The 16,799-nt window shown below is 67.3% G+C and carries 31 protein-coding genes; all 31 read right to left on the bottom strand.

Translation table 11 applies throughout. The features are described from left to right. Positions 1–45: 45 nt before the first annotated feature. The 31 genes from ACZ7SW_RS24640 to rplB all read right to left on the bottom strand — a co-directional run bounded on the left by ACZ7SW_RS24640 (position 46) and on the right by rplB (position 16,786). Positions 46–468: a type II toxin-antitoxin system death-on-curing family toxin gene (locus ACZ7SW_RS24640; protein WP_470232720.1), complete on the bottom strand. Its 423-nt coding sequence runs from the start codon at positions 466–468 to the stop codon at positions 46–48. Beyond that, a complete protein-coding gene (locus ACZ7SW_RS24635) occupies positions 465–668 on the bottom strand; it encodes a CopG family transcriptional regulator (RefSeq protein ID WP_470232719.1) in 204 nt (67 codons plus the stop codon). Before ACZ7SW_RS24635 ends, ACZ7SW_RS24640 begins: the two co-directional genes overlap by 4 nt. Positions 669–727: 59 nt before the next feature. Then, positions 728–1,564 (bottom strand): tRNA pseudouridine(38-40) synthase TruA, encoded by an 837-nt coding sequence (truA, locus tag ACZ7SW_RS24630; RefSeq protein WP_470232718.1) that lies wholly within the window; start codon positions 1,562–1,564, stop codon positions 728–730. A gap of 72 nt (positions 1,565–1,636) precedes the next feature. Beyond that, positions 1,637–2,164, bottom strand: coding sequence for a 50S ribosomal protein L17 (gene rplQ / locus ACZ7SW_RS24625; RefSeq protein ID WP_470232717.1), 528 nt, complete (start codon positions 2,162–2,164; stop codon positions 1,637–1,639). Between the two features lie 42 nt (positions 2,165–2,206). After that, a complete protein-coding gene (locus ACZ7SW_RS24620) occupies positions 2,207–3,280 on the bottom strand; it encodes a DNA-directed RNA polymerase subunit alpha (protein ID WP_009072342.1) in 1,074 nt (357 codons plus the stop codon). A 172-nt stretch (positions 3,281–3,452) separates the two neighbouring features. Next, a complete protein-coding gene (gene rpsD / locus ACZ7SW_RS24615) occupies positions 3,453–4,058 on the bottom strand; it encodes a 30S ribosomal protein S4 (RefSeq protein WP_470232716.1) in 606 nt (201 codons plus the stop codon). Positions 4,059–4,081: 23 nt separating this feature from the next. Continuing rightward, on the bottom strand, positions 4,082–4,486 hold the full coding sequence (rpsK, locus tag ACZ7SW_RS24610; protein ID WP_009072340.1) for a 30S ribosomal protein S11: 405 nt from the start codon (positions 4,484–4,486) through the stop codon (positions 4,082–4,084). A gap of 18 nt (positions 4,487–4,504) precedes the next feature. After that, positions 4,505–4,690, bottom strand: a complete 186-nt coding sequence (locus ACZ7SW_RS24605; RefSeq protein WP_470232715.1) for a hypothetical protein — start codon at positions 4,688–4,690, stop codon at positions 4,505–4,507. Then, positions 4,687–5,067 (bottom strand): 30S ribosomal protein S13, encoded by a 381-nt coding sequence (rpsM, locus tag ACZ7SW_RS24600; protein WP_009072337.1) that lies wholly within the window; start codon positions 5,065–5,067, stop codon positions 4,687–4,689. Before rpsM ends, ACZ7SW_RS24605 begins: the two co-directional genes overlap by 4 nt. A 197-nt stretch (positions 5,068–5,264) precedes the next feature. Continuing rightward, positions 5,265–5,378, bottom strand: a complete 114-nt coding sequence (rpmJ, locus tag ACZ7SW_RS24595; RefSeq protein ID WP_004558882.1) for a 50S ribosomal protein L36 — start codon at positions 5,376–5,378, stop codon at positions 5,265–5,267. Positions 5,379–5,415: 37 nt separating this feature from the next. Then, positions 5,416–5,637: a translation initiation factor IF-1 gene (gene infA / locus ACZ7SW_RS24590; protein WP_004558881.1), complete on the bottom strand. Its 222-nt coding sequence runs from the start codon at positions 5,635–5,637 to the stop codon at positions 5,416–5,418. A 238-nt stretch (positions 5,638–5,875) separates the two neighbouring features. Continuing rightward, complete coding sequence (gene map / locus ACZ7SW_RS24585) at positions 5,876–6,652, bottom strand: type I methionyl aminopeptidase (protein ID WP_354748220.1); 777 nt, start codon at positions 6,650–6,652, stop codon at positions 5,876–5,878. A gap of 44 nt (positions 6,653–6,696) precedes the next feature. After that, positions 6,697–7,251, bottom strand: a complete 555-nt coding sequence (locus ACZ7SW_RS24580) for an adenylate kinase (protein WP_116202460.1) — start codon at positions 7,249–7,251, stop codon at positions 6,697–6,699. Continuing rightward, positions 7,248–8,555: a preprotein translocase subunit SecY gene (secY, locus tag ACZ7SW_RS24575; protein ID WP_470232714.1), complete on the bottom strand. Its 1,308-nt coding sequence runs from the start codon at positions 8,553–8,555 to the stop codon at positions 7,248–7,250. The genes ACZ7SW_RS24580 and secY overlap by 4 nt, the downstream gene beginning before the upstream one ends. A 589-nt stretch (positions 8,556–9,144) precedes the next feature. Beyond that, complete coding sequence (gene rplO / locus ACZ7SW_RS24570) at positions 9,145–9,591, bottom strand: 50S ribosomal protein L15 (protein WP_009072329.1); 447 nt, start codon at positions 9,589–9,591, stop codon at positions 9,145–9,147. Next, positions 9,588–9,773, bottom strand: coding sequence for a 50S ribosomal protein L30 (rpmD, locus tag ACZ7SW_RS24565; protein WP_004558875.1), 186 nt, complete (start codon positions 9,771–9,773; stop codon positions 9,588–9,590). The genes rplO and rpmD overlap by 4 nt, the downstream gene beginning before the upstream one ends. A 1-nt stretch (position 9,774) precedes the next feature. Then, entirely contained in the window at positions 9,775–10,422 is a 648-nt protein-coding gene (gene rpsE / locus ACZ7SW_RS24560) for a 30S ribosomal protein S5 (RefSeq protein WP_067583695.1), read from the bottom strand. 31 nt (positions 10,423–10,453) lie between these two features. After that, positions 10,454–10,855: a 50S ribosomal protein L18 gene (rplR, locus tag ACZ7SW_RS24555; protein ID WP_116204588.1), complete on the bottom strand. Its 402-nt coding sequence runs from the start codon at positions 10,853–10,855 to the stop codon at positions 10,454–10,456. Further along, positions 10,855–11,394, bottom strand: coding sequence for a 50S ribosomal protein L6 (gene rplF / locus ACZ7SW_RS24550; protein ID WP_470232713.1), 540 nt, complete (start codon positions 11,392–11,394; stop codon positions 10,855–10,857). The genes rplR and rplF overlap by 1 nt, the downstream gene beginning before the upstream one ends. 16 nt (positions 11,395–11,410) lie before the next feature. Then, on the bottom strand, positions 11,411–11,809 hold the full coding sequence (rpsH, locus tag ACZ7SW_RS24545) for a 30S ribosomal protein S8 (RefSeq protein ID WP_116204586.1): 399 nt from the start codon (positions 11,807–11,809) through the stop codon (positions 11,411–11,413). Between the two features lie 106 nt (positions 11,810–11,915). After that, positions 11,916–12,101: a type Z 30S ribosomal protein S14 gene (locus ACZ7SW_RS24540; RefSeq protein WP_020662790.1), complete on the bottom strand. Its 186-nt coding sequence runs from the start codon at positions 12,099–12,101 to the stop codon at positions 11,916–11,918. Positions 12,102–12,105: 4 nt separating this feature from the next. Next, positions 12,106–12,669 carry a 50S ribosomal protein L5 gene (rplE, locus tag ACZ7SW_RS24535; protein WP_116204584.1) on the bottom strand — a complete coding sequence of 188 codons (564 nt, stop codon included), beginning with the start codon at positions 12,667–12,669 and terminating at the stop codon, positions 12,106–12,108. 1 nt (position 12,670) lies between these two features. Further along, positions 12,671–12,985, bottom strand: coding sequence for a 50S ribosomal protein L24 (rplX, locus tag ACZ7SW_RS24530; RefSeq protein ID WP_116204583.1), 315 nt, complete (start codon positions 12,983–12,985; stop codon positions 12,671–12,673). Continuing rightward, complete coding sequence (gene rplN / locus ACZ7SW_RS24525; protein WP_004558867.1) at positions 12,985–13,353, bottom strand: 50S ribosomal protein L14; 369 nt, start codon at positions 13,351–13,353, stop codon at positions 12,985–12,987. The genes rplX and rplN overlap by 1 nt, the downstream gene beginning before the upstream one ends. Before the next feature lie 75 nt (positions 13,354–13,428). Next, positions 13,429–13,707 (bottom strand): 30S ribosomal protein S17, encoded by a 279-nt coding sequence (gene rpsQ / locus ACZ7SW_RS24520; RefSeq protein WP_116204582.1) that lies wholly within the window; start codon positions 13,705–13,707, stop codon positions 13,429–13,431. Next, positions 13,704–13,949, bottom strand: coding sequence for a 50S ribosomal protein L29 (rpmC, locus tag ACZ7SW_RS24515; RefSeq protein ID WP_009072314.1), 246 nt, complete (start codon positions 13,947–13,949; stop codon positions 13,704–13,706). The genes rpsQ and rpmC overlap by 4 nt, the downstream gene beginning before the upstream one ends. Further along, on the bottom strand, positions 13,949–14,365 hold the full coding sequence (gene rplP, locus ACZ7SW_RS24510; protein ID WP_009072313.1) for a 50S ribosomal protein L16: 417 nt from the start codon (positions 14,363–14,365) through the stop codon (positions 13,949–13,951). Before rplP ends, rpmC begins: the two co-directional genes overlap by 1 nt. A 3-nt stretch (positions 14,366–14,368) precedes the next feature. Further along, on the bottom strand, positions 14,369–15,211 hold the full coding sequence (gene rpsC, locus ACZ7SW_RS24505) for a 30S ribosomal protein S3 (RefSeq protein ID WP_470232712.1): 843 nt from the start codon (positions 15,209–15,211) through the stop codon (positions 14,369–14,371). After that, on the bottom strand, positions 15,211–15,624 hold the full coding sequence (gene rplV, locus ACZ7SW_RS24500; protein ID WP_378301024.1) for a 50S ribosomal protein L22: 414 nt from the start codon (positions 15,622–15,624) through the stop codon (positions 15,211–15,213). The genes rpsC and rplV overlap by 1 nt, the downstream gene beginning before the upstream one ends. Positions 15,625–15,652: 28 nt before the next feature. Next, on the bottom strand, positions 15,653–15,934 hold the full coding sequence (rpsS, locus tag ACZ7SW_RS24495; protein ID WP_003102083.1) for a 30S ribosomal protein S19: 282 nt from the start codon (positions 15,932–15,934) through the stop codon (positions 15,653–15,655). 18 nt (positions 15,935–15,952) lie between these two features. Next, a complete protein-coding gene (gene rplB / locus ACZ7SW_RS24490; RefSeq protein WP_037816266.1) occupies positions 15,953–16,786 on the bottom strand; it encodes a 50S ribosomal protein L2 in 834 nt (277 codons plus the stop codon). Between the last annotated feature and the right edge of the window lie 13 nt (positions 16,787–16,799).

The following is a 16,799-nucleotide window of genomic DNA, read 5'->3' as shown; positions in this document are numbered from 1 at the left end:
GAACAGCGAAGGCCTCCTTGCCGGAATCCCGGCAAGGAGGCCTTTTCACAGTTCGCGGTGTTCGGCAGCGGTCCAGCTCTTCATATTCGGCGGGACATTGATGTCCCTGGCCCACTCCGCCAAGCGCTCAGCCACCGATTGGTACGGCAAAGTCCCGGTCGCGGTCGCGATCACCAGGTCGTACGCGTCGTCCTCCGGCGCGTCCAGGTCGAAGCCGTTGAGCCCGTAGAAGACGTACACCGACATCCAGCCCAGCCGCTTGTTCCCGTCGATCAGCGGGTGGTTGCGGACGATCGATTCCAGCAGCACCGCGGCTTTCTCATGCAGATCCGGATACGCGTCCTGCCCCATCAGCGAGGACTGCGGCCGGTGCGCCGCCGCGTCGAGCAAGCCCAGATCGCGCACCCGGGGCACCCCGAGATCGGCGGACAGCGCGAGCAGATCGTCGAGCGTCAGGTAGTCGATCACTGCGCGAGGCGATCAAGCAGGGAGGCGTAGCGGGCCCGGCCGTCGCTGGAAAGGTCGCGCACCCGGTCGTCCCGGACCCGGCGGGCAGCGGCGTCCGCGATCGCCCGCACCACCGCTTCGTGCTTGCTCACCCCGTCCGCCTCGGCAAGCAACGCGAGCGCACGCTCCAACTCGTCGTTCAACCGCAAAGTCATCGCCATGAGGTTCATGATACCACTTTGGTATCATGAATGGGCGGCTCTTTCAGCTGGTCCGGCGGCTAAAGCTCGGTCGACGACCGCACATTCCGCGTCTGCTCCGCCCGCGCGGCCAGCAGCTCGTCCGGCGGGTAATCCACCGCCGTCAACGTCAATCCGTGCGCCGGGGCTACCGCGCTGTCCCGCGCCCCGCTCGCCAAAACCTCGCCAGGCCAATCGGTTCCGCGCCGGCCGTCCCCCACGAGCAGCAACACCCCGACCAGGCTGCGGACCATCGAATGGCAGAACGCGTCCGCACTGACCCGGACTTCCAGCAGATGCTCGTCGATCCGGCTCCACTCCAGCCGCTGCAGCTCGCGGATCGTCGTGCCGCCCTCGCGTTGTTTGCAGTACGCGGCGAAGTCCTGCAGCCCCAACAGAGACCGGGCGGCGGCGTTCATCCGCTCTGTCGACAGTGGACGGCCCCACGCCAGAGTGTCGTTGCGGCGCAACGGATCGACGCCCCACGGCGCATCCGAGACGCGATAACGGTAGTGCCGGCGGATGGCCGAGAACCGGGCGTCGAAACCCGTCGGGGCCACGCTCGCGTGCAAAACCCGCGCATCGGCGGGCAGAAGCTTGTTCCAGCGGCCGCGCATCCGTGTCAGATCCGGGATTCCCTGTTCGTCCACCGGGATCCGGCCCGGCGCACCAGGTGCGAACGGGACGACGTCGACGTGCACGACCTGCCCCGTCGCGTGCACTCCGGCGTCCGTGCGGCCCGCGACGACCACGGACTTCGGCACCGACTCCCCCGGCGGCTGGCGGTGCAGCGCCTGCTCCAGCTCAGCCTGCACGGTGCGGCGGCCGGGCTGACGGGCCCAGCCGGAGAAATCCGTGCCGTCGTAACTCACGTCCAAGCGCAGACGAACGAGCCCGCCCTCCCCGTGGGGAGCGGCGGGCTCGTCCGATGCAGACAGTGCCGGCAGGACTCAGTCCTTCTTGGCGTCGGCGTCGCCCTCGGAGGCAGCGGCCTCGTCAGCGGCCGGAGCCTCTTCGGTCGCGGCGGGAGCCTCAGCGGCTTCCTCGACGACCGGAGCGGCGGCGACCTCGTCCTTGGCGAACTTGGTGCCGCGGGCCCGCTCGGCCTCAGAGGTCACGGTCTTCTCCGAGACCAGTTCGATGACGGCCATGGCGGCGTTGTCGCCCTTGCGCGGCATCGTCTTGGTGATGCGGGTGTAACCGCCGGCGCGCTCCGCGAAGTGCGGACCGATCTCGGCGAACAGCTTGTGCACGACGTCCTTGTCCCGGACGACCTTCTGCACCAGGCGACGGTTGTGCAGGTCGCCCCGCTTCGCCTTGGTGATCAGCTTCTCAGCCAGCGGGCGGACCCGCTTGGCCTTGGCCTCGGTCGTCGTGATCTTGCCGTGCTCGAACAGCTGAGTGGCCAGGTTGGCCAGGATCAGCCGCTCGTGCGCGGCAGACCCGCCGAGCCGGGCTCCCTTGGTAGGGGTGGGCATGACTTTCTCCTAGTTCAGCTCACAGCGTCCGGGCACGAGGCCTCAGAGCTGCTCGGTCTCTGCGTAGTCCTGGCCATCGTCGTGGCCGTCGTCCGAAATCCCGCCGCCGATGCCGGCGACCCCTTCCGACCAGCCTTCGCCGTCGTAGCTGGTGGCAGCCGCGGACGGGTCGAACCCGGGCGGGCTGTCCTTCAGCGCGAGGCCGAGGCCGACGAGCTTCAGCTTGACCTCGTCGATCGACTTGGCGCCGAAGTTGCGGATGTCGAGAAGGTCCGCCTCGCTGCGCGAGACCAGCTCGCCAACGGTGTGGATGCCTTCGCGCTTCAGGCAGTTGTACGACCGGACGGTGAGGTCCAGGTCCTCGATCGGCATCGCGTAGGCGGCGATGGTGTCCGCCTCCTGCGGCGACGGGCCGATCTCGATGCCCTCGGCGTCGACGTTCAGCTCGCGAGCGAGACCGAACAGCTCCACCAGCGTCTTGCCGGCCGAGGCCACCGCGTCGCGCGCGGTGATCGACGGCTTGGTCTCGACGTCCAGGATCAGCTTGTCGAAGTCGGTGCGCTGCTCGACACGGGTGGCCTCGACCTTGTAGGTCACCTTCAGCACCGGCGAGTAGATCGAGTCGACCGGGATCCGGCCGATCTCCGCGCCCGCCTGCTTGTTCTGCAGGGCCGGAACGTAACCGCGGCCGCGCTCGACGACGAGCTCGATCTCGAGCTTGCCCTTGCCGTTCAGCGACGCGATGTGCAGATCCGGGTTGTGCACGGTGACGCCCGCGGGCGGCACGATGTCGGCAGCCGTGACCTCACCCGGGCCCTGCTTGCGCAGGTACATGGTGACCGGCTCGTCCTCTTCCGAGGACACGACCAGTTCCTTCAGGTTCAGGATGATGTCGGTGACGTCTTCCTTCACCCCGGGAACGGTGGTGAATTCGTGCAGCACGCCGTCGATGCGGATGCTCGTCACGGCCGCGCCCGGGATGGACGACAGCAGCGTGCGACGCAGCGAGTTGCCGAGCGTGTAGCCGAAGCCGGGCTCCAGCGGTTCGATGGTGAACCGGGAGCGGGTCTCGTTGACCGTCTCTTCGCCAAGAGCCGGCCGCTGGGAAATCAGCATTTCTTAGTTTCCTTTCCAGACGACGCCCGCCATATGACGTCGAAGGGATGGCGTGGCGGCGGCGCACTCTGGGCGCCGCCGCCCGGTAGCCGATCGCAGAGACCGGCTACTGAATCCTCTGGGGCCGAGCCCCAGACCCGAGCCGGGGGCGAGCCCCCTGGACCCCCAAAAACTACTTGGAGTAAAGCTCGACGATCAGCTGTTCCTGAACCGGAACGTCGATCTGCGCGCGCTCCGGCAGCTGGTGGACCAGCACGCGGAGGTTCGACGGGACGACCTGCAGCCACGCCGGAACCGGACGCTCGCCGAAGGACTCCTTGGCCGCGACGAAGGGCAGCATGCCCATCGACTTCGGCTTGACGTCGATGATGTCCCACTTGCTGACCTGGTAGGACGGCACGTTGACCTTGACGCCGTTGACCAGGAAGTGGCCGTGGCTCACCAGCTGCCGCGCCTGACGGCGGGTGCGGGCGATGCCGGCGCGGTAGATCACGTTGTCCAGCCGGGACTCGAGGATCTGCAGCAGGTTCTCACCGGTCTTGCCCGGACGCCGGACGGCTTCCTTGTAGTACCGGACGAACTGGCGCTCGAGAACGCCGTAGGTGTAGCGAGCCTTCTGCTTCTCCTGCGACTGCAGGAGGTACTCGGACTCCTTGATGCGCCCGCGGCCGTGCTGGCCCGGCGGGTAGGGGCGACGTTCGAACGCCTGGTCGCCGCCGATGAGGTCAACCTTGAGGCGACGCGAAATACGCGTCGCGGGGCCGGTGTAACGAGCCATTTCTTAGTACTCCTCCCCGTTCCTCAGACCCGGCGCCGCTTGGGCGGGCGGCAGCCGTTGTGAGGCTGCGGGGTCACGTCCTGGATGGTGCCGACCTCGAGGCCGGCCGCCTGCAGCGAGCGGATCGCCGTCTCGCGGCCCGAACCCGGGCCCTTCACGAAAACGTCGACCTTCTTCATGCCGTGTTCCGCGGCCTTGCGGGCAGCGTTCTCGGCGGCCATCTGCGCGGCGAACGGAGTCGACTTGCGCGAGCCCTTGAAGCCCACGTGGCCGCTCGACGCCCACGCGATCACGGCGCCGGTCGGGTCCGTGATCGAGACGATGGTGTTGTTGAAGGTGCTCTTGATGTGCGCGTGACCGTGCGCGACATTCTTCTTTTCCTTGCGGCGGACCTTTTTGGCCCCCGCAGTGCGGCTCTTGGGTGGCATGTTCTGAGGGTTCTCCTGTTAACGCGCGTTCTCTTGGTGAGCGGCGACCGCTTCCTGCTGCCCGCGCCGGATGATGGATCCGGCGTCGGTGTAGAGGTTCCGCAGCGCCATCGGGCGGGCGTAGAGCGCCTTGGGCGAGACACAAGCCGCGGAGCGACGGACGGAACCGCCCATGCGCACGACCTTCTTGCCCTGGGTGCTCACTTCTTGCCAGCCTTCTTCTTGCCGGCGACCGTCTTCTTCGGGCCCTTGCGGGTGCGGGCGTTGGTCTTGGTGCGCTGACCGCGCACCGGCAGACCGCGACGCCAGCGCAGACCCTGGTAGGTCCCGATCTCGATCTTGCGCCGGATGTCGGCGTTCACCTCACGGCGAAGGTCACCCTCGACCTTGAAGTTTTCGTCGATGTAGTCCTTCAGCTTGACGAGGTCTTCGTCGCTGAGGTCCTTGACGCGGGTGTCGGCGTTCAGCTCGGCAGCAGCGATCATCTGCTTCGAGCGGGTACGGCCGATCCCGTAGATGTAAGTCAGCGCGATCTCCAACCGCTTCTCGCGGGGGAGGTCCACGCCAGCGAGTCGTGCCACTGGTGCTCCTTTATCGAGTTTGTCTTCAGGTCTGCTCCCCGTCCGGTTCCGGAACCGACTCGCCTGTCGTGCCCGTGGCTCGCGCCGCGGGTGTCCCGGCCCCGGCCTGAAGTCCGGGGGTGCGCCGGACCGCTCGCGCGGTCCGGCAGGCACGGGGAGGTTGGGTTGCCGTCAAGCGGCCTGCTGCAGTGCGGTGGTCAGCCCTGACGCTGCTTGTGACGCAGGTTCTCGCAGATCACCATGATCCGGCCGTGACGGCGGATCACCTTGCACTTGTCGCAGATCTTCTTGACGCTCGGCTGAACCTTCACGTCTTCCTGCTTCCTGCTCTGCTCGGCTCTGGCGTGATCACTTGTAGCGGTAGACGATGCGACCACGGGAGAGGTCGTAGGGCGAAAGCTCCACGACAACCCTGTCTTCGGGCAGGATGCGGATGTAGTGCTGCCGCATCTTGCCGCTGATGTGTGCCAGGACCTTGTGGCCGTTCTCCAACTCGACGCGGAACATCGCGTTGGGGAGCGGCTCGACCACGCGGCCTTCGACCTCGATGGCCCCGTCTTTCTTAGCCATGTCCTCCGCAATCCCTGATGCACGCCTGTTGTGCACAGCGTGATCGGCTTTGAGCTCGAGTCCTTGCTTACTGGGTGGCGCTCGGCCACACTCGGCCCCGGGTCCATGAGGTTCGCGAGAATTCACGAGCATGCTGGAACCGGCGCATGAGCGCGCCGACTTGACAGTGTACGCAACCCGTGCGATGGCTCGGCGACCGGGGTGCAGGTCGACCCGTGTGAGTGGCGGCGCGGGCCGCTCAGGACTCCTCGGGAAGGGTGAGCACCCAGGGACCGTCCTCGGTGATCGCGACGGTGTGCTCCCAGTGCGCGGCCCGGGAACCGTCGATGGTGACGACCGTCCAGCCGTCTTCCAGCTCAAGGGTTTCGCCGCTGCCGCCGGTCAGCATGGGCTCGACCGCGAGCGCCATGCCGGGCTTGAGCCGCGGGCCCTTGCCGGGTTTGCCGACGTTCGGCAGGAACGGCTCCATGTGCATCTCGCGGCCGATGCCGTGGCCGCCGTACTCGAGGATCATCCCGTATTCGCGGCCGTCGTCCCGGCTCGCCTTTTCGGCGGCGGTCTGCACGGCGAACGAGATGTCGGTGAGCCGGGAGCCCGCGCGGACGGCTTCGATGCCCGCCCACATGGCGCGTTCGGTGGCCGCGGACAGCTCGTGGTCCTTTTCGCTGACCTCGCCGATCTCCAGCGTCACCGCGGAGTCGCCGTGCCAGCCGTCGAGGATCGCACCGCAGTCGACCGAGATCAGGTCGCCCTCGGCGAGCACCTGCTTGCTGGACGGGATGCCGTGCACGATCTGCTCGTTCACCGACGCGCAGATCGACGCCGGGAACCCGTGGTAGCCCTTGAACGAGGGCACCGCGCCGGCGTCGCGGATCGTCTGCTCGGCCAGTTCGTCGAGCTCGGCCGTGCTGACCCCGGCCCGCGCGAGTTCGCGCACGGCGGCCAGGGTGCGGGCGACGACAAGTCCGGCCGCCCGCATGGCCTCGAGCTCGCCGCGGGTCTTGACCTCGATCATGCGCCCGCGGCGGAGCACTTGCAGAACACGCAATCCTCCGAGATTCACGTGCGGTCGCGCAGCGCTTTCAGCACGCGGTCCGAGATCTCCTGCACCTCGCCGACGCCGTCGACCTTCACCAGGATGTCGGCGTAGTACTCCAGCAGCGGCGCGGTCTCCGACACGTACACCTGCTGGCGACGGCGGATCACGTCTTCGGTGTCGTCCGAGCGGCCGCGCGACATGAGGCGGCCGACGACGACGTCCTCGGCCACGTCGAGCTGGATGACCGCGTCGAGCTTGCTGTCGGCCTCGCTCAGCATCTCGCCGAGGACCTCGGCCTGCTTGGTGTTGCGCGGGAACCCGTCGAGCAGGAAGCCCGCCTTCGCGTCCGGTTCGGCCAGCCGCTCGCGGACCATCTCGTTGGTCACCGAGTCCGGCACGAGTTCGCCCGAGTCCAGGTACCGCTTGGCCTCCTGGCCGAGCGGGGTCTCCTGGCCCACGTGCGCCCGGAACAGGTCGCCCGTCGAGATGTGCGGGATCCGCAGCTGCTCGGACAGGGCCACCGCCTGCGTGCCTTTGCCCGCGCCGGGCGGGCCGACGAGAACCAGTCGCGTCACTTCAAGAACCCTTCGTAGTTGCGCTGCATCAGCTGGCTTTCGATCTGCTTCACGGTGTCGAGGCCAACCCCGACCATGATCAGCACAGCCGTGCCACCGAACGGGAAGTTCTGGTTGTTCCCGCTGCCGGTGAGGGACAGGAAGAAGTTCGGGAGGATCGCGATGATGCCCAGGTACAGCGAGCCGGGGAGCGTGATCCGGCCCAGCACGAAGCTGAGGTACTCGGCGGTGGGACGCCCGGGCCGGATGCCCGGGATGAAGCCGCCGAACTTCTTCATCTCTTCCGCACGCTCGTCCACGTTGAACGTGATCGTGATGTAGAAGTAGGTGAAGAAGATGATCAACAGGAAGTAGAGCAGGATGTGCACCCAGCTGCTCTGGTTGACCAGGTAGTTCTGGATGAAGGACTGCCAGCCCGAGTTGCTCTGCGGGTCGCCGATCAGCTGGCTGAGCAGCTGCGGCAGGTACAGCAGCGACGAGGCGAAGATGACCGGGATGACACCGGCCTGGTTCACCTTGATCGGCAGGTAGGTCGAGGTCCCGCCGTACATCCGGCGGCCGACCATGCGCTTGGCGTACTGCACCGGGATCCGGCGCTGGCCCTGCTCGACGAAGATGACGCTGGCGATGATCACCAGACCGAACGCGAGGACCACGACCAGCGCGACGCCGCCGCCGTTGCTGATGATGTTGGCGCCCTCGGCCGGGATGCGGGCCGCGATGTTCAGGAAGATCAGCACCGACATGCCGTTGCCGACGCCGCGCTCGGTGATGAGCTCGCCCAGCCACATCATCACCGCGGTGCCCGCGGTCATGGTGACCACGATCAGCGTCAGCGAGTAGACGCTGTTGTCCGGGATGATCGGCTGCGAGCAGCCCTGGAACAGGGTGCCGCGGTCAGCGAGCGCGACCACGCCGGTGGCCTGCAGGATCGCCAGCGCGATCGTGAGGTACCGGGTGTACTGGGTCAGCTTGTTCTGGCCGGACTGGCCTTCCTTCTTCAGCTCCTCGAACCGAGGGATGACCACGGTGAGCAGCTGAATGATGATGCTCGCGGTGATGTAGGGCATGATGCCCGTCGCGAACAGCGACAGCTGCAGCAGCGCACCCCCGCTGAAGAGGTTGAGCAGCTGGTACACGCCCTGCTGATCGGCCTGTGCGGTACAGGCCTGCACGGCGGCGAACGAGACCCCCGGAGCCGGGATGGTTGCACCGATCCGGTAGACCGCGACGATGGCTAGCGTGAACAGGATCTTCTTGCGTAGATCCGGCGTCGCGAGAGCCGAGCGGAATGCGCTGAGCACGCGGGGGACCTCCTCGGCGTCGTCGGTCGTCCCAACCGACGATCGGCTTGGCCGGTACGAGACCGGCGGGATGTCTGACTCACTGGCAAGCCAGGAACGCTTCAGGGCAAACAGGCCCGGAAGCGTGCCGCCGACTCTAACAGCTTCGCATGGGCCGCCCGCAGCGCCTGTGCGTTTTACGTCTCAGCGCGAGCCAGCCCGCCGACGAAGAGCCGCAGGTAGGGCCGCCCGGAGCAGAGATGATCACCTGTTCGGCCCGCGCCATTCGGCGGTCTTTGGCTCAACAGCACGGAAACCACACCAGCCACAGCACCGGCTAGCGGCTCCGTGAGGGCCACCTTCACAGCCCCTGATTCCCTCAGGGTTCCCCTCACAGCCCTAAAACCGGCACCCACGCCCCCAAGCCATCGAGGCACCCAGCCCCTCCCCCGCACCCCGATACGAAGCCTCCCTGCACAATCAGCTTCGGGGTGCCCCACGCAAGATCGGGGCGCAATGTCGCCGCCAGGCGACGAGCCGCCCCCAAGACCACAAACAAAACGGGCCCGCCCGGCAAAGCCGGACGGGCCCGTTCTAAAACGCAAGCAGATCAGCTAACGGTGGCCGAACCACCAGCAGCCTCGATCTTCTCCTTGGCGGAACCGGAGAACGCGTGCGCGGTCAGCTCGAGCTTGACCCCGTTCAGGTCCCCGTTGCCGAGCACCTTCACGAGCTTGCCCTTGCGAACGAGACCGTTAGCAGCCAACTCCTCCGGCCCGACCTTGCCACCATCGGCGAACACGCGGGCGATGTCGCCCACGTTCACCGGCTGGTACTCGGTGCGGAACCGGTTCTTGAACCCACGCAGCTTCGGCAGCCGCATGTGGATGGGCATCTGCCCACCCTCGAACCCGGCGGGCACGTTCTTCCGGGCCTTGGTGCCCTTCGTACCGCGACCCGCGGTCTTGCCCTTCGAACCCTCACCACGGCCGACGCGGATCTTGTCGCGCTTGGCGCCAGGAGCCGGACGAAGGTGGTGGATCTTGATGGCGGTCATGCCTGGACCTCCTCGACCTCCACCAGGTGGCGGACGGTGTGGATCAGGCCGCGCACCTGGGGGGTGTCCTCACGCACGACGCTCTGGCGGATCTTGCGCAGCCCGAGGGTGCGCAGCGACTCGCGGTGAGCGTGCTTCGTGCCGATCTTGCTCTTGACCTGAGTGACCTTGAGCTGAGCCATGTCAGACCCCCTGGCCGGCACGCTGACGCAGCATCCGGGCCGGGGCGACGTCCTCGAGCGGCAGACCGCGGCGAGCGGCCACCTCCTCCGGACGCTGCAGCCCCTTCAGGGCCGCCACGGTCGCGTGCACGATGTTGATGGCGTTGTCGGAGCCGAGCGACTTCGACAGCACGTCGTGGACGCCCGCGCACTCCAGCACCGCGCGCACCGGGCCACCGGCGATAACACCGGTACCGGCGGAGGCGGGACGGAGCAGCACGACACCGGCGGCTTCCTCACCCTGGATCGGGTGCGGAATGGTGCCGGCGACGCGCGGAACGCGGAAGAAGTTCTTCTTCGCTTCCTCGACGCCCTTGGCGATGGCCGCGGGAACTTCCTTGGCCTTGCCGTAGCCGACGCCGACCTGACCGTCGCCGTCGCCGACGACCACCAGGGCGGTGAAGCTGAAGCGACGACCGCCCTTGACGACCTTGGCGACGCGGTTGATCGTCACGACCTTCTCAAGGTGCGGGGTCTTGTCCTGGCCGGCCCCGCCACGGCCGCCGTCGCGCCGGTCCCGGCCGCCACCACGACGGTCGTTGCGGTCGTTGCCGCCCTGACCGCCCGGTCCGCCCTGGCCGCCGCCGAATTGCCGTGTACGTCCCGGCATCAGGCTTTCCTTCCATTCACGAGCATGTGCATCAGAACTTCAACCCCGCCTCACGGGCGGCGTCGGCAAGCGCGGCGATGCGGCCGTGGTAGGCGTTGCCGCCACGGTCGAACACCACTGCCTCGATGCCGGCGTCCTTGGCGCGCGAAGCGACCAGTTCGCCGACCTTCGCGGCCTTGGCCTTCTTGTCGCCCTCGAACGACCGGAGGTCGGTTTCGAGGGTGGACGCCGACGCCAGGGTGTGACCGGCGAGGTCGTCGATCACCTGCACGGTGATGTGCCGCGAGGACCGCTTGACGACCATGCGCGGACGCACCGGCGTCCCGCTGATCTTCTTGCGGAGGCGGAAGTGCCGACGGGTCTTGGCGACGCGGCGGCGGGTCGAGATGTCCTTGCCGACCGGCTTGCGCTTCGTGGTAGTCGTGTCGCTCATCACTTACCCGTCTTTCCGACCTTGCGGCGGATCTTCTCACCCTCGTAGCGCAGGCCCTTGCCCTTGTACGGGTCCGGGCGGCGCAGCTTGCGGATGACCGCGGCGGTCTGGCCGACCTTCTGCTTGTCGATGCCGGACACCGAGAACCGGGTCGGCGACTCCACCTTGAAGGTGATGCCTTCCGGCGCCTCGATCTTGACCGGGTGGCTGTAGCCGAGGGCGAACTCGAGGTCCGATCCCTTGGCCTGCACACGGTAACCGACGCCGTGGATTTCGAGCTTCTTCTCGTAGCCCTCGGTCACGCCCACCACGAGGTTGTTCACCAGCGTGCGGGTGAGACCGTGCAGAGCCCGGCTCGTGCGCTCGTCGTCCGGACGCTTCACCAGCAGCGTGCCGTTTTCGTCGCGCTCGACGACGATCGGCTCGGCGACGGTGTGCTCCAGGGTGCCCTTGGGCCCCTTGACCTTGACGTTCTGGCCGTCGATGGTCACCTCGACCCCGGAGGGGACGGCGACCGGCAGCTTTCCGATGCGTGACATGTCTGTGCCCCCTTCCTTACCAGACGTAGGCGAGGACTTCGCCGCCCACGTTGTTGCGCTTGGCCTGACGGTCGGTCTGGAGTCCGCCGGACGTCGAGATGATCGCGACGCCGAGGCCACCGAGAACGGACGGCAGTTCGGTCGATTTTGCGTAGACCCGCAGACCCGGCTTGGAGACGCGGCGAAGGCCGGCGATGCTCCGCTCGCGGTTGGGGCCGTACTTCAGCTCGACGATGAGGTTCTTGTGCTTCTCGCCCGGCTCGTCGCGGTAGCTCGCGATGTAGCCCTCGCGCTTGAGGATCTCGGCGATGTTCGCCTTGATCTTCGAGTGCGGAAGCACGACCTCGTCGTGGTACGCCGAGTTCGCGTTGCGCAGACGGGTCAAGAAGTCTGCGATCGGGTCGGTCATCGTCATGGTGACCTGTCAACCTTTCTCGCCTGGTTCCCCGCCTCGCCCGGCCGGAGAGGTCTCCGGCCGGCGCGGCGGGGCCTGTGGCGAACTGGGAATAGAGTTTCGAGCCTTACCAGCTGGACTTGTGGACACCGGGCAGTTCGCCCGCGTGCGCCATCTCCCGGAGGCAGATCCGGCACAGGCCGAACTTGCGGTACACCGAGTGCGGACGCCCGCACCGGTTGCAACGGGTGTAGGCACGCACCGCGAACTTCGGCTTCTTCGAAGCCTTGCTGACTAGCGCTTTCTTGGCCATCGGCTCAGTTCTCCTTGAACGGGAAACCGAGCTTGCGCAGCAGCGCCCGGCCCTCGTCGTCGGTGGTGGCGGTCGTGACGACGGTGACGTCCATGCCGCGCGGGCGGTCGATGTCGTCCGGGTTGATCTCGTGGAACATCGACTGCTCGTTGAGACCGAACGTGTAGTTGCCGTTGCCGTCGAACTGCTTGGGCGAAAGCCCGCGGAAGTCGCGGATACGGGGCAGCGCGATGGTCAGCAGCCGGTCGAGGAACTCCCACATCCGGTCGCCGCGCAGCGTGACGCGCGCACCGATCGGCTGGCCCTCGCGCAGCTTGAACTGCGCGATCGACTTGCGGGCCTTGCGGACTTCCGGCTTCTGCCCGGTGATCAGGGCGAGGTCGCGGACCGCGCCGTCGATCAGCTTGCTGTCCCGGGCGGCGTCCCCGACACCCATGTTCACGACGATCTTCACGACGCCGGGAATCTGGTGCACGTTGGGGATGGAGAACTCCTTCTGGAGCTCGCCCTTGATCTCTTCGCGGTACCGGGTCTTCAGACGCGGCACGATCTTCTCTGCGGTGGTCATGTCAGATGTCCTTGCCGTTCCGGCGCGAGACCCGGACCTTCTTGCCGTCCTCGCCGATGCGGTAGCCCACCCGGGTCGGCTTGCCGTCCGCGTCCACGACCATCACGTTCGACACGTGGATGGGCGCTTCCTGCGTCACGATGCCGCCGGACTGGGCGCCGCGCTGGGTCTGGGTGATCCGGGTGTGCTTCTTGATCCGGTTGACACCCTCGACCAGCACGCGCTCCCGCTCCGGGTAGGCCTGAATGACCTTGCCCTTCGCGCCCTTGTCCTTGCCGGCGATGACGACGACCGTGTCGCCCTTCTTCACCTTCATCACAGCACCTCCGGCGCGAGCGAAATGATCTTCATGAACTTTCGGTCGCGCAGCTCGCGGCCCACCGGGCCGAAGATGCGGGTGCCCCGGGGCTCGTTGTCGTTCTTGATGAGCACGGCGGCGTTCTCGTCGAACCGGATGTAGGAACCGTCCGGACGACGGCGCTCCTTCACCGTGCGGACGATGACGGCCTTGACGACATCGCCCTTCTTCACCCCGGCGGCCGGGATGGCGTCCTTCACGGTGGCGACGATGATGTCGCCGATGCCGGCGTAGCGCCGCCCGGACCCGCCGAGAACGCGGATGCAAAGGATTTCCTTCGCGCCCGTGTTGTCGGCAACCCGAAGCCGCGACTCCTGCTGGATCACGTCAACTCCTGTATGTCGCGCTGGTTCTCGCTGTCGCGAGCCTTGCGGAACCAAGGACTCCCAAAAGAGCCCTGCTTACTTGGCCTTCTCCACGACCTGCACCAGACGCCAGCGCTTGGTCGCCGACAGCGGCCGGGTCTCCATCAGCGTGACCCGGTCGCCCACGCCCGCCTCGTTGTTCTCGTCGTGCACCTTGACCTTGGTGGTGCTGCGGAGAACCTTCGAGTAGCGCGGGTGCTTCTTGCGGTCCTCGAGCTCGACCACGATCGTCTTGTCCATCTTGTCCGAGACGACGTAACCCTCGCGGACCTTGCGGTAGTTCCGGGCGGTCTTCTCGGTGGCAGCCTCGCTCATGCGGCACCTTCACTTTCGGCGTCGGGCGCCACGGACAGGCCGAGCTCGCGCTCGCGCATGACCGTGTAGATCCGCGCGATGTCCGTGCGGACGGTGCGCAGCCGACGGTTGTTGTCCAGCTGCCCGGTCGCCATCTGGAAGCGGAGGTTGAAGAGCTCCTCCTTGTATTCCTTCAGACGCAGCACGAGCTCTTCGGCGGTGAGCTCACGCAGCTCGGATGCCTGTGCGGCTCCGTTAGCCATCAGAACTCACCTTCCCGGGTCACGATGCGGCACTTCATGGGCAGCTTGTGGATCGCGCGGCGGAGCGCCTCGCGGGCGGTCTCCTCGTTCGGGAAGCTGATCTCGAACATCACGCGACCCGGCTTCACGTTGGCGATCCACCACTCGGGCGAACCCTTACCGGAACCCATGCGGGTTTCCGCCGGCTTCTTGGTCAGCGGGCGGTCCGGGTAGATCGTGGTCCACACCTTGCCGCCGCGCTTGATGTGACGGGTCATGGCGATACGAGCGGACTCGATCTGCCGGTTCGTCACGTAGCTGTGCTCAAGCGCCTGGATGCCGTACTCGCCGAAGTTGACCTTGGTACCGCCCTTGGCGGCGCCGTGGCGCTTCGGGGAGTGCTGCTTGCGGTGCTTGACCCTGCGCGGGATGAGCACGTCTCAGCCCTCCGTCTTTTCTGCGGTCTCAGCGGCCGGGGCCTCAGTCGCGGTGTCGCTCTTCGCGGCAGCGGCGGCGCGGCCGGCCTCGGTCGAGGTCGGGGTCGTGCCCGAGGCGCCGGAACGGCGCGGACGGGACGGCCGGTCGCCACGGTCGCGGCGCGGCGCGCGGTCCGCGGCCGACGCGGCGGCGTCGCGCTCGGCGCGCGCCTTCAGTCCGCCGACCAGCTCGCCCTTGTAGATCCACACCTTCACGCCGATGCGGCCGAACGTCGTCTTGGCCTCGAAGAAGCCGTAGTCGATGTCGGCGCGCAGCGTGTGCAGCGGGACCCGGCCGTCGCGGTAGTGCTCGGAACGGGACATCTCGGCACCGCCGAGACGACCGCCGCACTGCACGCGGATGCCCTTGACCTGCGGCGAGCGCATGGAGGTCTGGATCGCCTTGCGCATCGCGCGGCGGAACGCCACGCGGTTGCTCAGCTGCTCCGCGACACCCTGGGCGACCAGCTGCGCGTCGGCCTCGGGGTTCTTCACCTCGAGGATGTTCAGCTGGACCTGCTTCTTGGTCAGCTTCTCCAGCGCGCCGCGGATCCGGTCGGCCTCCGCGCCGCGGCGGCCGATGACGATGCCCGGCCGGGCGGTGTGGATGTCGACGCGGACACGGTCACGGGTGCGCTCGATCTCGACCTTGGAGATGCCGGCGCGCTCCATGCCGGTGGAGAGCAGCTTGCGGATCTTGACGTCCTCGGCCACGTACTCCGCGTACTGCTTGTCGGCGTACCAGCGCGACTTCCAGTCAGTGGTGATACCCAGGCGGAAGCCGTGCGGGTTGATCTTCTGGCCCACTACCGGCCACCTGCCTTCTTGTTGCTCTTCTTCTCCGCAGGCCGCGACTCGACCACCACGGTGATGTGGCTGGTGCGCTTGCGGATCCGGTACGCACGGCCCTGGGCCCGCGGACGGATGCGCTTGAGGGTCGGGCCCTCGTCGGCGGTCGCGGACTTGATCCAGAGCGACTCCGGGTCCAGCTGGAGGTTGTTCTCGGCGTTGGCCGCCGCGCTGGCGATGACCTTCGCGAGCGGCGTGCTGGCCGCCTGCGGCGCGAACCGGAGCACGGCCAAGGCCTCGCTGACGCTACGACCCTTGACGAGCTCGATCACCCGGCGCACCTTCATCGGCGAGTCCCGGACGAAACGAGCCCGCGCGACGGCCGAGGGCAGCTCTTCGGCTGCGGCCGTGGCGTTTGACTGGGCGTTCATCTGCTTCCCTTAACTTTCTCTGGCCCGCTCAGCGGCGGCGCGACTTGCGGTCGTCCTTGATGTGGCCCTTGAAGGTCCGCGTCGGGGCGAACTCGCCCAGCTTGTGACCCACCATCGCCTCGGTGACGAACACCGGGACGTGCTTGCGGCCGTCGTGCACCGCGATCGTGTGACCCAGGAAGTCCGGGATGATCGTGGAGCGCCGCGACCAAGTCTTGATCACGGTCTTCTTGCCCGATTCGTTGAGAGCGTCCACCTTCTTGAGCAGGTGGTCGTCCACGAACGGGCCCTTCTTAAGGCTGCGTGGCATGTGCTTCTACCTCCCTGCTCAGCGCTTCTTGCCGGTACGCCGGCGGCGGACGATCAATTTGTCGGACGGCTTGCTCTTGCGAGTGCGGCCTTCGGGCTTGCCGTTCGGGTTCACCGGGTGGCGACCACCGGACGTCTTGCCCTCGCCACCGCCGTGCGGGTGGTCGACCGGGTTCATCACGACACCACGGACAGTCGGGCGCTTGCCGCGCCAGCGGTTGCGGCCCGCCTTGCCCCAGTTGATGTTCGAGTGCTCCGAGTTGCCGACCTCGCCGACGGTCGCGCGGTTGCGCACGTCCACGTTGCGGATCTCGCCCGAGGGGAGACGCAGCTGGGCGTAGGGACCGTCCTTGGCGACGAGCTGCACGCGGGCGCCGGCGGACCGGGCCATCTTCGCGCCGCCGCCGGGGCGGAGCTCGATCGCGTGGATCACGGTGCCGACCGGGATGTTGCGCAGCGGCAGGTTGTTGCCCGGCTTGATGTCGGCGCGGGGGCCGTTCTCAACCGTGTCGCCCTGCTTCAGCTTCTCCGGCGCGATGATGTAGCGCTTCTCGCCGTCGGCGTAGTGCAGCAGCGCGATGCGCGCGGTGCGGTTGGGGTCGTACTCGATGTGCGCGACCTTGGCCGGCACGCCGTCCTTGTCGTGACGACGGAAGTCGATCACGCGGTAGGCGCGCTTGTGGCCACCGCCCTTGTGCCGGGTGGTGATCTTGCCCGAAGCGTTGCGGCCGCCGGTCTTGCTCAGCGGGCGCAGCAGCGACTTCTCCGGCGTGGACCGGGTGATCTCGGCGAAGTCCGAGACGCTCGAACCGCGACGACCCGGGGTCGTCGGCTTGTACTTGCGGATGCCCATTGTCAGCTCAGTC

The sequence above is a fragment of the Amycolatopsis sp. NPDC114484 genome (genome assembly GCF_055633755.1).
Note: the sequence above shows the minus strand (reverse complement) of the source record. Positions and strands in the feature narration are given on the sequence as shown.

Bases quoted from the DNA above. Each gene is read 5' to 3' on its own strand.
- rpsE (WP_067583695.1), bottom strand. From the start codon at position 10,422: ATGCCGGGACGTACACGGCAATTCGGCGGCGGCCAGGGCGGACCGGGC.
- rpsD (WP_470232716.1), bottom strand. From the start codon at position 4,058: ATGGCTCGTTACACCGGCCCCGCGACGCGTATTTCGCGTCGCCTCAAG.
- infA (WP_004558881.1), bottom strand. From the start codon at position 5,637: ATGGCTAAGAAAGACGGGGCCATCGAGGTCGAAGGCCGCGTGGTCGAG.
- rpsK (WP_009072340.1), bottom strand. From the start codon at position 4,486: ATGCCACCCAAGAGCCGCACTGCGGGGGCCAAAAAGGTCCGCCGCAAG.
- ACZ7SW_RS24540 (WP_020662790.1), bottom strand. From the start codon at position 12,101: ATGGCCAAGAAAGCGCTAGTCAGCAAGGCTTCGAAGAAGCCGAAGTTC.
- ACZ7SW_RS24635 (WP_470232719.1), bottom strand. From the start codon at position 668: ATGGCGATGACTTTGCGGTTGAACGACGAGTTGGAGCGTGCGCTCGCG.
- rplF (WP_470232713.1), bottom strand. From the start codon at position 11,394: ATGTCACGCATCGGAAAGCTGCCGGTCGCCGTCCCCTCCGGGGTCGAG.
- rpmD (WP_004558875.1), bottom strand. From the start codon at position 9,773: ATGGCTCAGCTCAAGGTCACTCAGGTCAAGAGCAAGATCGGCACGAAG.
- rpsH (WP_116204586.1), bottom strand. From the start codon at position 11,809: ATGACGATGACCGACCCGATCGCAGACTTCTTGACCCGTCTGCGCAAC.
- ACZ7SW_RS24620 (WP_009072342.1), bottom strand. From the start codon at position 3,280: ATGCTGATTTCCCAGCGGCCGGCTCTTGGCGAAGAGACGGTCAACGAG.
- rpsQ (WP_116204582.1), bottom strand. From the start codon at position 13,707: ATGAGCGAGGCTGCCACCGAGAAGACCGCCCGGAACTACCGCAAGGTC.
- rplB (WP_037816266.1), bottom strand. From the start codon at position 16,786: ATGGGCATCCGCAAGTACAAGCCGACGACCCCGGGTCGTCGCGGTTCG.
- rplO (WP_009072329.1), bottom strand. From the start codon at position 9,591: ATGACCGCCATCAAGATCCACCACCTTCGTCCGGCTCCTGGCGCCAAG.
- rpmC (WP_009072314.1), bottom strand. From the start codon at position 13,949: ATGGCTAACGGAGCCGCACAGGCATCCGAGCTGCGTGAGCTCACCGCC.
- rplE (WP_116204584.1), bottom strand. From the start codon at position 12,669: ATGACCACCGCAGAGAAGATCGTGCCGCGTCTGAAGACCCGGTACCGC.
- rplX (WP_116204583.1), bottom strand. From the start codon at position 12,985: ATGAAGGTGAAGAAGGGCGACACGGTCGTCGTCATCGCCGGCAAGGAC.
- rplV (WP_378301024.1), bottom strand. From the start codon at position 15,624: ATGAACGCCCAGTCAAACGCCACGGCCGCAGCCGAAGAGCTGCCCTCG.
- rpsS (WP_003102083.1), bottom strand. From the start codon at position 15,934: ATGCCACGCAGCCTTAAGAAGGGCCCGTTCGTGGACGACCACCTGCTC.
- rplQ (WP_470232717.1), bottom strand. From the start codon at position 2,164: ATGCCCACCCCTACCAAGGGAGCCCGGCTCGGCGGGTCTGCCGCGCAC.
- map (WP_354748220.1), bottom strand. From the start codon at position 6,652: ATGATCGAGGTCAAGACCCGCGGCGAGCTCGAGGCCATGCGGGCGGCC.
- rplR (WP_116204588.1), bottom strand. From the start codon at position 10,855: ATGAGCGACACGACTACCACGAAGCGCAAGCCGGTCGGCAAGGACATC.